At 71.8% G+C, this 13185-nt stretch carries 14 protein-coding genes; 9 read left to right on the top strand and 5 right to left on the bottom strand.

From position 1 onward, the window contains the following. Positions 1–85: 85 nt before the first annotated feature. Positions 86–265, bottom strand: coding sequence for a hypothetical protein (locus ADL25_RS42020; protein ID WP_059133207.1), 180 nt, complete (start codon positions 263–265; stop codon positions 86–88). Between the two features lie 223 nt (positions 266–488). On the opposite strand from ADL25_RS42020, the gene ADL25_RS42015 reads away from it, so the two are divergent. From ADL25_RS42015 to ADL25_RS42000, 4 genes are all read left to right on the top strand, one after another. After that, positions 489–1703, top strand: coding sequence for an NYN domain-containing protein (locus tag ADL25_RS42015; protein ID WP_059133297.1), 1215 nt, complete (start codon positions 489–491; stop codon positions 1701–1703). Positions 1704–1812: 109 nt separating this feature from the next. Beyond that, a complete protein-coding gene (locus tag ADL25_RS42010) occupies positions 1813–2784 on the top strand; it encodes an ABC transporter ATP-binding protein (protein ID WP_059133206.1) in 972 nt (323 codons plus the stop codon). Positions 2785–2872: 88 nt separating this feature from the next. Continuing rightward, on the top strand, positions 2873–3691 hold the full coding sequence (locus tag ADL25_RS42005) for an ABC transporter permease (protein WP_059133296.1): 819 nt from the start codon (positions 2873–2875) through the stop codon (positions 3689–3691). Positions 3692–3725: 34 nt separating this feature from the next. Then, positions 3726–4409: a DUF2567 domain-containing protein gene (locus ADL25_RS42000; protein WP_059133295.1), complete on the top strand. Its 684-nt coding sequence runs from the start codon at positions 3726–3728 to the stop codon at positions 4407–4409. A 185-nt stretch (positions 4410–4594) separates the two neighbouring features. Here the strand turns inward: ADL25_RS42000 and ybaK are convergent, their stop codons facing one another. The 4 genes from ybaK to ADL25_RS41980 form a co-directional block, all read right to left on the bottom strand. Beyond that, positions 4595–5095, bottom strand: a complete 501-nt coding sequence (ybaK, locus tag ADL25_RS41995; RefSeq protein WP_059133205.1) for a Cys-tRNA(Pro) deacylase — start codon at positions 5093–5095, stop codon at positions 4595–4597. Positions 5096–5121: 26 nt separating this feature from the next. Then, positions 5122–5862: an LON peptidase substrate-binding domain-containing protein gene (locus tag ADL25_RS41990; protein WP_059133204.1), complete on the bottom strand. Its 741-nt coding sequence runs from the start codon at positions 5860–5862 to the stop codon at positions 5122–5124. Positions 5863–5873: 11 nt separating this feature from the next. Next, on the bottom strand, positions 5874–6923 hold the full coding sequence (locus ADL25_RS41985) for a hypothetical protein (RefSeq protein ID WP_079050965.1): 1050 nt from the start codon (positions 6921–6923) through the stop codon (positions 5874–5876). Positions 6924–7065: 142 nt separating this feature from the next. Next, complete coding sequence (locus ADL25_RS41980; protein WP_059133203.1) at positions 7066–8646, bottom strand: hypothetical protein; 1581 nt, start codon at positions 8644–8646, stop codon at positions 7066–7068. A gap of 700 nt (positions 8647–9346) precedes the next feature. Between ADL25_RS41980 and hisD the strand changes: the two genes are divergently transcribed. Genes hisD through hisH form a run of 5 tightly spaced genes read left to right on the top strand, consistent with a single transcriptional unit; the run spans position 9347 to position 13184 of the window. Then, positions 9347–10672: a histidinol dehydrogenase gene (gene hisD, locus ADL25_RS41975; RefSeq protein ID WP_059133202.1), complete on the top strand. Its 1326-nt coding sequence runs from the start codon at positions 9347–9349 to the stop codon at positions 10670–10672. Further along, a complete protein-coding gene (locus ADL25_RS41970; protein ID WP_059133201.1) occupies positions 10669–11778 on the top strand; it encodes a histidinol-phosphate transaminase in 1110 nt (369 codons plus the stop codon). Before hisD ends, ADL25_RS41970 begins: the two co-directional genes overlap by 4 nt. After that, positions 11775–12377, top strand: a complete 603-nt coding sequence (gene hisB / locus ADL25_RS41965; RefSeq protein ID WP_059133200.1) for an imidazoleglycerol-phosphate dehydratase HisB — start codon at positions 11775–11777, stop codon at positions 12375–12377. The genes ADL25_RS41970 and hisB overlap by 4 nt, the downstream gene beginning before the upstream one ends. 4 nt (positions 12378–12381) lie before the next feature. Then, positions 12382–12546 (top strand): hypothetical protein, encoded by a 165-nt coding sequence (locus tag ADL25_RS50115; protein WP_059133199.1) that lies wholly within the window; start codon positions 12382–12384, stop codon positions 12544–12546. Next, a complete protein-coding gene (gene hisH / locus ADL25_RS41955) occupies positions 12537–13184 on the top strand; it encodes an imidazole glycerol phosphate synthase subunit HisH (RefSeq protein ID WP_059133198.1) in 648 nt (215 codons plus the stop codon). Before ADL25_RS50115 ends, hisH begins: the two co-directional genes overlap by 10 nt. Position 13185: the final 1 nt, after the last annotated feature.

The raw sequence follows: 13185 nt of genomic DNA, 5'->3' as shown, positions 1-13185 counted from the left end.
CCGAGCCGCTGCGCCCAAGGGGCGCACCCGTCCACGGGTGCGCCCCTCTTTATGTTCCGGGGCTTCAACGGCCCTGGCGCAGGCTTCAGTTGTGGCCGAAGCTCTTCTGCTTCTTACGGGCGACATCCGCGGGGCTGCCCTGGACCTGCGACACCGGGGAATCGTGCGACTCCGAAGCGGGCCTGTGCGACTGATCCTGTGCCTGCTCGGGCTGCGAGGAGCGGCTCTGCGTGCCGGCCTGCTTGCGGTTCTTGTTCTTGGCCATGGTGATGCCTCCTGTGGGGGATCTAGGGGCCAGGGCCGGGACCAGATTCACATAGGCTGATAAAGAACGCATTTCGTGCAATTACCGTCCGTGACAAAGGCAGTGGAGGGGCCGTGACCGCATTCCGCCACGCCGAAGATCGAGTTCGGGCCGTTAACCTCCCGGCGGTCGGGCAGACTCGAAGGAAGCCCGAAGCAAACCTCCCGGAAAGAGGGTGGAACGCGTGGACCGCTGCATCGTCCTGGTGGACGCCGGGTATCTGCTCGGGGCTGCCGCCAGTCTGCTCGCCGGGGAGCCCTCGAGGTCCCGGATCACCGTCGACCACGCGGCTCTCATCCTGGGATTGCGCGAACGCGCCGAGTCGGACACCGAACGGCCGCTGCTGCGCATCTACTGGTTCGACGGCGCCCCCGACCGGGTGCCGCAGCCGGAGCACCGCAGGCTGCGAGTGATGCCCCGGGTGACCGTGCGCCTGGGCGCGCTGACCCGCAGCGACGGACGGTGGGCGCAGAAGGGCGTCGACGCCGCGATGCACGCGGAACTGACCGAGCTGGCCCGCAACCGCGCCTGCTCGGACATCGTGCTCGTCACCGGCGACGGGGATCTGCTGCCGGGCATGATGGCCGCGAAGGAGCACGGGGTCGCCGTGCACCTGTGGGCCGTCCAGGCGGCCGACGGCGACTACAACCAGTCCGAGGACCTGGTCGCCGAGGCCGACGAGCGGCGTGTGCTCGACCGGACCTGGATCACCAAGGCCGTGCGGGCCAAGGAACTGGGCGGGGTGTGCGCGCCCCCGCCGGCGCCGCGCCCGGAGATCGCCGCGATCCTGTCGGCTCCGCTGCCCGAGTCCGCGCTCGCCACCACCGCGGAGCGGCCCGCCGCCCAGCCCGAGCACGTCACGGCGTCCGCCTCGCCGAACGGCACCCAGGAGCGGGTGTCGGCCCCCAAGGGCGTCCCCACCCCGAAGGACCTGGCGACCCTGAGGGCGCACGGCGCGCCCCCCGTGCAGCAGCCCGCCGGGGCCACCCTGCGGTGGTCCTCCGACAAGGGCTGGGTGGACCGGCCCGTCGCCGCCGAGCCGCCGGACGCCGTCTCGCTGCCGACACTGGCGCAGCTGACGACCGCGGAGCAGCGCTGGGCGGACCGGGAGGAGGACATCACCACGGTGGGCGGGGACCCCTACGAGGTGGGGCAGGTGTTCGCGCGGCGGTGGATCGGGCGACTCGCCGACCAGACGCAGCTGCAGAAGCTGTCGGGCATGTATCCGCGTGTGCCGCACCGCATCGACGGGGAACTGCTGCGCTACGCGGCGCGGTTCGGGCTGCTCGCGCACAAGGACGACCAGATCGACGAGCGTGACCGGTACGCCATCCGGGCCGGGTTCTGGAGGGAGATCGACCAGCGCACCGCGACGGAGCACTCACCTGCCGGGCCCTGAAGCACGCGGGGCCGACGGGCCCCGGGAGCCGGGCGACCGGCGGTACCCCGTACCCTCGTCCCTTGTGAGTACGCGCACCGCACAGGCACAACGGCAGAGTGGCGCCGTCGTGTGCGCCGTGCGGGGGTTGGCCAAGACCTATCCGGCGGTACGCGGCCGACGCGGCGCGCCCGGGTCCCCCGAGGTGCGCGCCACCGACGACGTACGGCTGGACATCCGCCGCGGTGAGATCTTCGGGCTGCTCGGGCCGAACGGCGCCGGAAAGTCCACCCTCGTACGCCAGCTGACCGGTCTGATGCGTCCCGACCGCGGCAGTATCGAGATCCTCGGACATGACATCGTGCGCCACCCCGAGCGGGCGGCGCGGATCCTTGCCTATCTCGGGCAGGAGTCCACCGCGCTCGACGAGCTGACCGTCTCGCTCGCCGCCGAGACGACGGGGCGGCTGCGCGGTCTCGAGGTGCGTCGGGCGCGCGAGGAGCGGGACGACGTGCTCGCGGAACTCGGTCTCACATCGATCGCCTCACGACCGCTCAACAAGCTCTCCGGCGGCCAGCGCCGGCTCGCGTGCTTCGCCGCCGCGCTCATGGGGGACCGTCCGCTGCTCGTGCTCGACGAGCCGACCACCGCGATGGACCCCGTCGCCCGGCGGGCCGTGTGGGCCGCCGTGAACCGGCGGCGCGCCGAGCGGGGGAGCACCGTCGTGCTCGTGACCCACAACGTCATCGAGGCGGAGACCGTTCTCGACCGGGTCGCCGTCCTCGACCGGGGACGTGTCATCGCCTGCGACACGCCGGCAGGCCTCAAGGAGCGCGTGGCGGGCGAGGTGCGGGTCGAACTCGTGTGGCGCGAGCAGGCGCCGCTCGAGGTGCCCGAGGTCGCGGCACTGCGCGCCCGCGCCGTGGAGTCCGGCCGGCGGTGGTCGCTGCGGATGGCCCCCGAGGAGGCGCGTGCGGCCGTCGCCACCGTGACGGGCGGTGCCGCCTTCGCCGCCCTCGACGACTTCACACTGGCCACCCCCAGCCTGGAGGACGTCTACCTGGCGCTCGGCGGGAGCACCCAGGGGCTGGTGAAGGCATGAGCGCGCGGGTCGCCGGGTCCGTATGGAGCGGAAGGGGCGCCGCGTCCGTGCCGGGCGGGGCGGCAGCAACGAAGAGGAGCAGCGCGACGTGAGTGTCGTACCCGCCGAGGTTCTGCCCGGCGTCAGGGTGGCCGACGACGACGCGGAGGAAACCGCGGTCCTCGGGCCGCGGCCGCGGCTGTGGCCGTCCCTGGCCGCCGTGTACCGCGCGCAGCTCTCCCGGGCCCGGGTCGCACGGATCCCGCTGCTGTTCGTGGCGACGTTCCAGTCGATCGGCATCATGGTCATGTTGCGCGGGGTCGTGTCCGGCGGGGACGACGCGCGGTCGGTGGTGGCGGGCTCGTCCGTGCTCGTGGTCGCCTACGTCGGGCTGAACCTGCTGGCGCAGTACTTCGGCCAGCTGCGCGCGAACGGTGGACTCGACCACTACGCCACGCTGCCGGTGCCCGCCTCCGCGGTGGTCCTGGGGGCGGCCGGGGCGTACGCGTCCTTCACCGTGCCCGGAACGGTGGTGACCGCCGTCTTCGGGTGTGTGCTCTTCGGGCTGCCGTTCGCCCATCTGTGGGTACTGCTCGCGGTGATCCCGCTGGCCGGGGCCGCGCTGTCCGGGCTCGGCGCCGCGCTCGGGCTGCTCGCGCCGCGCCCCGAACTGGCTACGCTGCTCGGCCAGCTGGGCATGTCGGCGGCGCTGCTGCTGGGCGTGCTGCCGGCCCACCGGATGCCGGAGGTCGTACAGCTCGTGCGGGACGCCCTGCCGTCGACCTATGGTGTCGAGGCGTTCGCGCGGACCTTCGGCGGAGATCCGGACTGGGCGCTCGTCCTCGGTGACCTGGGGGTGTGCGCCGCCGTCGGGGTGGCTTCGCTCGCCCTGGCGACCTGGGCGTACCGCCGAGCGGCCGTCCGGTGACGCCTTTGACCGACACGACTGGCAGGATGTGAAGGTGACCGCTCCGTTGACTCCTCCCCCGCCGCCGCATGAACAGTCACCGCACTCTGCGCATCACGGGTGGCAAGCCGTGTCCGCCCCTCCGGGAGCCGGACCCGCCCCGCACGGAGCCACGCCCGCGTTCAAGACGGACGGGCCCGGAATGAAGACCGAGGTGCTGGAGGCGGCTGTCATCACGGTGTGCGTCGCCCTCGCGGGGGTGGTGCTCGGGTTGTTGTGGGCGTGGCTCGCGCCGCGTGTTCCGCTGGTGGGAGATCTGGTCGACAAGAACTGGGTCGTCTATCTGAAGGACACCGAGGGCGAGCAGGCCATCGGTGTGGACGGGACGTTCACCCTGCTGGCGCTCGCCTTCGGCGCCGTCAGCGCCCTCGTCGTCTTCCTGGCGCGTCGGCGCGGCGGGGTCCCGCTGGTCGTGGCGCTCGCTCTGGGCGGACTGCTCGGCTCCGTGCTGGCCTGGCGTGTCGGGGTCTGGCTCGGACCCACGCAGAACGTGATCGCCCACGCCAAGACCGTAGGCAAGGGGGTGACGTTCTCCGCGCCCCTGAAGCTGGGCGCGAAGGGGGCGCTGCTGGCGTGGCCGCTGGCCGCCCTGGTGGTGCACCTCGGTCTGACGGGTCTGTTCGGCCCGCGTGATCCGGACCCGTACGCGACCTCCTACGGGGGGCCGCCCGCGGCGTGACCCCCGGGGGCGCCAAGGCGCCGGGCCGGCTCAGCCGAGCCGCCCGGCGCTGATCTTGTTGCGGGACGTGGTCACGACGGCCGGTGGCCGTGATTGGCGTGACCCTTCTTCGTGCGCCATTTGCGCTTGCGTGTCCTCTTCGACATGTTTCCGTACTAGCCGAGGAACGGCCGTCCGTCGAGTGCTCACGCACGCGCGATCGGCGCCAGGATCGCCTCTGTGACCCTCGCGAGGTCGTCGGGGGCCAATTCCACCTCCAGGCCGCGGCGGCCCGCCGAGACGCAGATCGTGGCGTGCGACGACGCCGAGTCGTCGACCACCGTGCGCAGCTTCTTGCGCTGGCCCACCGGAGAGATGCCGCCCCGCACGTACCCGGTCGTGCGCTCTGCCAGGGTCGGGTCGGCCATCGCGGCGCGCTTGCCGCCCACCGCGGTCGCCAGCGCCTTCAGGTCCAGTGATCCCGCCACGGGGACCACCCCGACGACCAGTGCGCCGTCCACGTCCGCCACCAGCGTCTTGAAGACCCGGTCGGGGGACACGCCCATCGCCTCCGCCGCCTCCTCGCCGTAGGAGGGGTGGGACGGGTCGTGTTCGTAGGAGTGGACCGTGAACTCCACTCCGGCCGAGGTCAGCGCCACCGTCGCCGGGGTTCCCCCGGGCTGCTGCTTCTTGGTCTTCTTCGCCATCCCGGCCGTTCCCCACATGTCGTGCTTCAGTTCAGACTGGTCGGAGTCCGTGTCAGCTCGGACGCCGGCAACGACGGCAGACTACGGATGATCGACGTCTCCGAGCGAAGCAGTTTCAGCTCGTCGCGGAGGCGGGAGGCGGTGTCCGGTGCCTGGAGCAGCCGCTGCTTCGTCGGCGTGTCCAGCATCACCGCCGCCGCCACCAGGTAGGACACCACCGACGGCTCGTCCGGCAGATCCGCACCCGTCGACAGCGACCTCTCCCGCGCGCCCGCGAGCCGCTTCTGGTACTGCCGGAACGCCCGCAGCACACCCTCCGCGAGCGCGCCCGCCTCGTCGCCCTGCTCCTCCGGCAGCTCCTCCAACTCGGCCGTCAGATACGGGCCCGAGGCGTCCACCGAGAGCAGACGGACACGGGTGGTGCCCGTCGCCAGCACCTCGAACGTGCCGTCGGCCCGTTCCCGGACCGTCGCCGCGTCCGCGATACAGCCCACCCTGTGGAAGGCCTTGGCCGGATCAGCCCCGAAACCCGCGGCGGGTCCCCGGTCGGGCACGGTTGTCGGGTCGGGCATGCCCGGAGTGCTGGGAGCCACCTCGTGGCCGTCGCGGATCGCGACGACGGCGAAGCGGCGCGGTTCGTCCTCGGGGGTCTTCAGGAGTTCGCGCATCATGGCGCGATAGCGCTCCTCGAAGACGTTCAGCGGGAGCACGAGTCCCGGGAACAGCACCGAGTTCAGGGGGAAGAGCGGGAGCCGGACGGTGGTCACGACGGGAAAGCCTAATGGCCGCGCGACGACGTGGGCCCGGCATGCCCACTTCGTGGAAGCAGCGGCCGGGCCGGACGCGCGGGCCGGCCGGCCGACACCTCGCGGCTGACGCCCTCCCGTAGCCGCAGGAACAGGCCCAGGGGATCGTCGTCGACCCGGTCCCAGGGGAACGAGGTGGCATACGGGCCGATCATGCGCAGCTGGGCCATCGCGTCCTCCCAGCGCTCCAGCCCGACCAGGACGAACGTCAGGAGGTTGCGCACCTCCGCGGGCCACGGGTCGGCGGCCGCGTACCGTGCCGACAGCGCGATCGCCCGGTCCGCCGCCGCGTCCAGCCGTTCGCGGCCCACCTCCGTGCCGCCGCCGTAGGCGAGATAGGCGAAGGCCGCACGCACGGGGAGCGCCTGCACGAGGGAGCCGGGCAGCGTGTCCTGCGCGGCGGTCTCGGCGAAGTCGAGGCACTCGCCGTGCGATCCGTGCCAGGAGGAGGCGAGGTAGCGCAGGGCCGCCACGTGGCAGCCGTAGTGGTGCGCGCAGCGGTGAACTGCCTCGCCCCACAGGCGTTCGAACTCCCGGTGGCCCGCTTCGGTGCCCCGTGCGTGGTCGAGCGCGATCCGCCACGGCACGGGGTCGCGCGGATCGCCCTCGCAGGCGGTCGCGATCAACGGGCCCGTCAGCCGCAGCAGTTCGGCACGGTCGGGTGACTCCCACGCGTGCGTCAGGGTCAGTTCCGCCTTCACCAGCAGCGCGTCCGGGTCGTCAGGGGAGACGGCGCACCACTCCTCGAACCATTCGTCGCGAAAGCGGGCGAAATCGGCGAGCCGTGTCACATACCGGTCGCGGTCCTCCCACTCGGCGTTCTCCCGTGTGGTCGCGAGCAGTTTGGCCGCCGGGCCGTGGTCGCCCTGGGCCGCCGCGACCAGCGCCGGTGCGAGGTGCTCGTCGGGGGCGTCGAGCAGCACCTCGGCGTCCGCGGGCAGCCCGGGAGCGAGGTGGGAGGAGGAACGGGTCATCCGTGTCGTACGGATGAACGCGCGCAGCAGTGACATGGTGTCGACCATTGAAAAGCCGCAGGTCGGGAACGCGCCAGGGCGAAAACCCAATCCGCAGTTAGTTGTACTCTCAATAGTCAAGAGTAGGTAAAAGAAGGCTGTTTCGGTGCTGTTGGGCCCCTATGTGTATGCCGTCCGGCCGCTGCCCGGTTCAGCCCCGCCGCAGCAGGCGCGTCGCCCCCGCCGCGATGGTCGTCGCCAGGATCCAGCCCAGCAGGATGACCACCGCGGAAAGCCACTGCCAGCCGCCGCTCAGCTGCCACTGCCCGACCTGGCCGAGGTCGATGACGGGCAGGAGCAGGTCAAGGGCGAGGAGGGAGGGGTTCCACGCCGGATGGCCGTCCTTGTTCACCGGGGGGTGGCTCGCGTGCGAGAACGCGATGGACGTCGCCGCCCACAACACCGCCATCCACACCGCCGCGCGGCCGGGCCGGTAGCCGTAGGCGACGGTCCAGTCCTGCGCGTACCCCCACAGCTTGGCCCCGAGCGGCAGCGTCTCGCGTCGGCGCCGCTGCTTGGCGAGCAGCACCTCGCGGGCGTCCTCGTCCTCCCCGGAATTGCGCAGCACGGTCGCGAGCCGCTCATAGGGTTCCGGGTTGTACTCGGCGGTCGCCGCCGACACCCACTCCAGGCGCCGGGCGAGCGGGAAGGCGTCCTGCGGGACGAGGTTCTCGTAGGTGAAACCGCCCATGTGCAGGTTGCCTGTGACCGGCCAGCTCGTCCATCGGTCGACGAGGGTGACGATCCGGCCGCCCGAGAGGACCACCTTGCCGCGCTCGGGTCCCTCGCCCAGGAAGCGCAGCTCCGGGGTCTGGATCCGGCGCAGGGACAGCTCCTGGTCGTCCTCCAGGGCGAAGAGGGCCTGCTCGAGGTCGACGGCGTCCCCGAACCGCCCGTCGTCCAGTCGGATCCCGCCCCGGCACTCGAACCGCTGCACCCGCGTCCCGCGCGCGGGCGTCGTCCCACTGGTCAGCAGCGGATTGCCGACGCCCGCCGGGGTGAGGTAGAGCGAGCGCTCCACCGTCAGCTGCGGGGCGTTCAGCGCCAGCCGGCCGTACGGGTTGGTCAGCCGGGCGCCGCGCAGACTCAGTGAGACGCCGACGGTCGCGCTGCGCAGGCTCAGCTCGCCGTGCGACTCCAGCATCTCGGCCTGGAGGTCCTGTCCGACGGTCAGCCCGTCCGCGGTGATCGAGCGGCCGCGCCGGTCCCGGTACACGACGGCCTGGTTGAGCAGCAGATCGGTGCCGATGTGCGCGTCGGTGAGCCGCACGCCGTTGTGGAAGCGGCAGCGGGGCAGATGCAGATCACCCTCGGTCTGCACCCGTGCCGCCTCCAGACGCGGCACCGAGCAGTCCACCAGCCGTACGGTCGTGAAGCGGGCCTCCGGCAGGAGGACCTCCTTCTCGAACCGGCAGGCCATCAGCTCCACGTAGGGCACGATCGTGCCGCCCGCCAGGTCCAGCGTGTCGGTGATCCGCACACCGGTCAGCTTGAGCGAGGAGACCCGCCCCGCCAGCGCGTGCGGCCCGTCCAGGAGCAGCCAGGCCACGATCCGTGCCCGCACGGAGCGGTCGGGTCCCCAGGGGACGCCGCCGTGCGGATCGTCCGCGGCGGCGTCCCCGCTGCGCAGGTCGTACTCGCTGCCGTTGCGGAAGGCCTGCCACATCCCGGCCTCTGTCGCGGTCAGGTCCTCCGGCAGGTCCCCGTCGTGGACGCCGGCACCCTCGGTCACGGCACCTTCCCTTCTCCCCGGCTACTCACGGGTCACGTACGACCGTTCATGCCCGTTGTGTGACCGGCCGAACGCTATCGGTGAAGACGATCTTCCGGGCGGGGTGTCGGTCACCCGATCCGGCCATCCCGGATGCCCGTCACACCGCCGTGGCGGGTCGCGGAACCGCATCGCCGGAGGTCGAGGGGCCCGGGGCCGGTCGGCGCACGGTCTCGGCGCCACCGCGCATGAGGGCCGGGAGCCGGGGGCGGCGGACCCGGGCCGATCGGATCCCAGGTACCGGAACGCGGATTCCGGATCGCGGACGGCGAGGCGTTTCGGGGCCCGCCCGGAGCGGCGGTTGCGCCCCGGCGGTCGCGAGCGTCGCCGGGCAGTTCGGCCGGATCTCGGCGCCGGTGTGGAGCGGGTGGCCGTTCGGGGCACACCGGACCAAACTCCGGCATCCGGCGGGTCCGCCGGCGGGCGGACACCTCGAGCCCGGTGCCGGGGCCGGGAGCGGGCCGCCGGGCACCCCCCTTGCCGACTGGCGCCGGGTGTGTCGCCCACGCCGCGACACGCGCGGGCGCGGGTCGGCCGCCGCGCGAGCGGGGCCCCCCGCCACCGCCCCGGTGGCCACGCAATCCGCGCGGCCGACCACGCTCCGTATCAGCCATTGATACGGCTGTCCAGCGGGCCATCGCCGTCTGAGAGAATTAGCCCTGTGATCTCCCGAATCGATCTGCGCGGCGACGCCCTCCCCGAAGGGCCTGCCCTGCGTGACCTGCTGCCCCGAGCCGACTTCGACGTTTCGGCCGCCCTGGAGAAGGTGCGCCCGATCTGCGAGGCCGTGCATCATCGCGGCGACGCGGCGCTGATCGACTTCGCCGAGAAGTTCGACGGTGTACGCCTGGAGTCCGTTCGGGTCCCGGCCGAGGCCCTCGGTGCGGCGCTCGACGGGCTCGACCCGGCCGTGCGCGCGGCCCTGGAGGAGTCCATCCGCCGCGCCCGTCTGGTCCACCGCGAGCAGCGCCGCACCGCGCACACCACCCGGGTCGTACCCGGCGGCACCGTCACCGAGAAGTGGGTTCCGGTGGACCGCGTCGGGCTGTACGCGCCGGGCGGCCGCTCCGTCTACCCCTCCTCCGTGATCATGAACGTCGTGCCCGCGCAGGAGGCGGGTGTCGAGTCCGTCGCCCTCGCCTCCCCGGCCCAGGCCGAGTTCGGCGGACTGCCGCACCCGACGATCCTGGCCGCCTGCGCCCTGCTGGGTGTCGACGAGGTGTACGCGGCCGGCGGTGCGACCGCGGTCGCCATGTTCGCCTACGGCACCGAGTCCTGCCCGCCGGCCACCATGGTCACCGGCCCCGGCAACATCTGGGTCGCCGCGGCCAAGCGCTACTTCACCGGCAGGATCGGCATCGACGCGGAGGCCGGTCCCACCGAGATCGCGGTCCTCGCGGACGAGACCGCCGATCCGGTGCATGTCGCCGCGGACCTGATCAGCCAGGCCGAGCACGACCCGCTGGCGGCCGCCGTCCTGGTCACCGACTCGGTGGACCTCGCCGACGCGGTGGAGAAGGAACTGGAGCCGCAGGTCGAGGCCACCAAGCACATCGAGGACCGGATCCGCCCGGCGCTCGCGGGCAGGCAGTCCGCGATCGTGCTCGTCGACGGCGTCGAGGAGGGCCTCAAGGTGGTCGACGCCTACGGTGCCGAACACCTGGAGATCCAGACGGCGGACGCCGCCGCGGTGGCCGACCGGGTGCGGAACGCGGGCGCGATCTTCGTCGGCCCCTGGGCGCCGGTCTCCCTCGGCGACTACGCGGCCGGTTCCAACCATGTGCTGCCGACCGGCGGATGCGCCTGCCACTCCTCGGGCCTGTCCGTCCAGTCCTTCCTGCGCGGCATCCATGTCGTCGACTACTCGAAAGACGCGCTGGCCGAGGTCGCCCACCATGTGGTGACGCTCGCGGAGGCGGAGGACCTGCCGGCGCACGGCGCCGCGATCAAGGCCCGGTTCGGCTGGAAGGTGCCTGAGAGCAAGTGAGCTTCGGAATCGACGATCTTCCCGTACGGGACGAACTGCGGGGGAAGTCGCCCTACGGCGCACCCCAGTTGGACGTCCCCGTGCGGCTGAACACCAACGAGAACCCGTACCCGCTGCCCGAGCCGCTGGTCGAGCGGATCGCCGAGCGGGTGCGCCACGCCGCCCGGCACCTCAACCGCTACCCGGACCGGGACGCCGTCGAGCTGCGTACGAGGCTCGCCGAGTACCTGACCAAGACCGGCGGGTACGAGGTCGCCCTCGAGAACGTCTGGGCGGCCAACGGCTCCAACGAGGTCATCCAGCAGCTGCTGCAGACGTTCGGCGGGCCCGGCCGCACGGCGATGGGTTTCGAGCCGTCGTACTCGATGCACGCGCTCATCGCGCGCGGTACCGGCACCGGCTGGATCCCGGGCCCGCGGGAGGAGGACTTCACGATCGACGTCGCCGCGGCCGAGAAGGCGATCGCCGAGAACCGGCCGGACGTCGTCTTCGTCACGACCCCCAACAACCCCACCGGCAACGCGGTCCCCGCCGGGACGGTCCTCGCCCTGTACGAGGCCGCGCAGGCGGCGAAGCCCTCCATGGTCGTCGTGGACGAGGCGTACATCGAGTTCAGCCACGGCAACTCGCTGCTGCCGCTCATCGAGGGCCGGCCGAACCTCGTCCTGTCGCGGACGATGTCGAAGGCATTCGGGGCGGCGGGCCTGCGCCTCGGCTACCTCGCCGCCCACCCGGCGGTCGTGGACGCGGTCCAGCTCGTACGGCTGCCGTACCACCTGTCGGCGATCACCCAGGCGACCGCCCTGGCCGCCCTGGAGCACACCGACACTCTGCTGAAGTACGTCGAGCAGCTGAAGTCCGAGCGGGACCGGCTCGTCGCGGAACTGCGCGCGCTCGGGTACGACGTGACGGATTCCGACGCGAACTTCGTGCAGTTCGGACGGTTCGCCGACGCCCACGAGGCCTGGCGGGGAATCCTCGACCGGGGTGTCCTGGTCCGGGACAACGGCGTGCCCGGATGGCTGCGGGTGTCCACCGGAACCCCACAGGAGAACGACGCGTTCCTCGACGCGGTACGTGAACTGAAGAAGGAGTACAGCGCATGACTCGCGAGGGACGCGTCGGAAGAATCGAGCGCACCACCAAGGAGACCTCGGTCCTCGTCGAGATCGACCTCGACGGCACCGGGAGGACCGACATCGCCACCGGTGTCGGCTTCTACGACCACATGCTCGACCAGCTGGGCAGGCACGGTCTGTTCGACCTGACGGTGAAGACCGACGGCGATCTGCACATCGACTCGCACCACACCATCGAGGACACCGCCCTCGCGCTCGGCGCAGCCTTCAAACAGGCGCTCGGCGACAAGGTGGGGATCTACCGTTTCGGCAACTGCACGGTCCCGCTGGACGAGTCGCTCGCCGAGGTCACCGTCGACCTGTCCGGCCGCCCGTACCTCGTGCACACCGAGCCCGAGAACATGGCGCCGATGATCGGCGAGTACGACACCACGATGACCCGGCACATCCTGGAGTCCTTCGTCGCCCAGGCCCAGATCGCGCTGCACGTGCACGTGCCCTACGGGCGCAACGCGCACCACATCGTGGAGTGCCAGTTCAAGGCGCTGGCACGGGCTCTGCGGTACGCGAGCGAGCGCGACCCCCGCGCGGCCGGCATCCTCCCCTCCACGAAGGGCGCGCTGTAAAGCCATGAACGGACTGTCCACCGTCCTCATCGTCGTCGGCCTCTTCCTCGTCGGCGGAATCATCTCCTTCGCCAAGCAGCAGATGCCGAGGAGCCTGATCGTGTTGCTCTCGATCAGCGCGGGCCTGTGCCTCGTCGCCGGCGTCCTCCGGCTGGAGGTGTGGAATTGAGCGCTGCGAAGAGCGTCGTGGTCTTCGACTACGGCTTCGGCAACGTCCGCTCCGCCGAGCGTGCGCTGGCTCGTGCGGGAGCCGATGTCGAGATCACCCGTGACTACGACGCAGCCATGAACGCCGACGGCCTCCTGGTGCCGGGCGTCGGGGCCTTCGCCGCCTGCATGGAGGGTCTGAAGCGGGCGCGCGGTGACTGGATCATCGACCGCCGCCTGTCCGGGGGCCGTCCGGTCATGGGCATCTGCGTAGGCATGCAGATCCTGTTCGCGCGCGGCATCGAGCACGGTGTGGAGACCGAGGGCCTCGACGAGTGGCCCGGCACCGTCGAGCCGCTCCAGGCCGAGATCGTGCCCCACATGGGCTGGAACACCGTCGAGGCGCCGTCCGACTCCGAGCTGTTCGCCGGCCTGGACGCGGACGCGCGCTTCTACTTCGTGCACTCCTACGCCGTCCACGACTGGCGGTTCGAGACGAGCAGCCGGCTGCTGCTCGCCCCCAAGGTGACCTGGACGACGCACGGCGCGCCGTTCGTGGCCGCCGTCGAGAACGGTGCCCTGCGGGGCACGCAGTTCCACCCCGAGAAGTCCGGCGACGCCGGAGCACAGCTGCTCTCCAACTGGATCGGAACCCTGTAGA

The sequence above is a fragment of the Streptomyces sp. NRRL F-5122 genome (genome assembly GCF_001507435.1).
Taxonomy (GTDB): Bacteria; Actinomycetota; Actinomycetes; order Streptomycetales; family Streptomycetaceae; genus Streptomyces; species Streptomyces lannensis.
The sequence above is the reverse complement of the archived record's forward strand: the minus strand, read 5'-3'. Positions and strand labels throughout refer to the sequence as shown.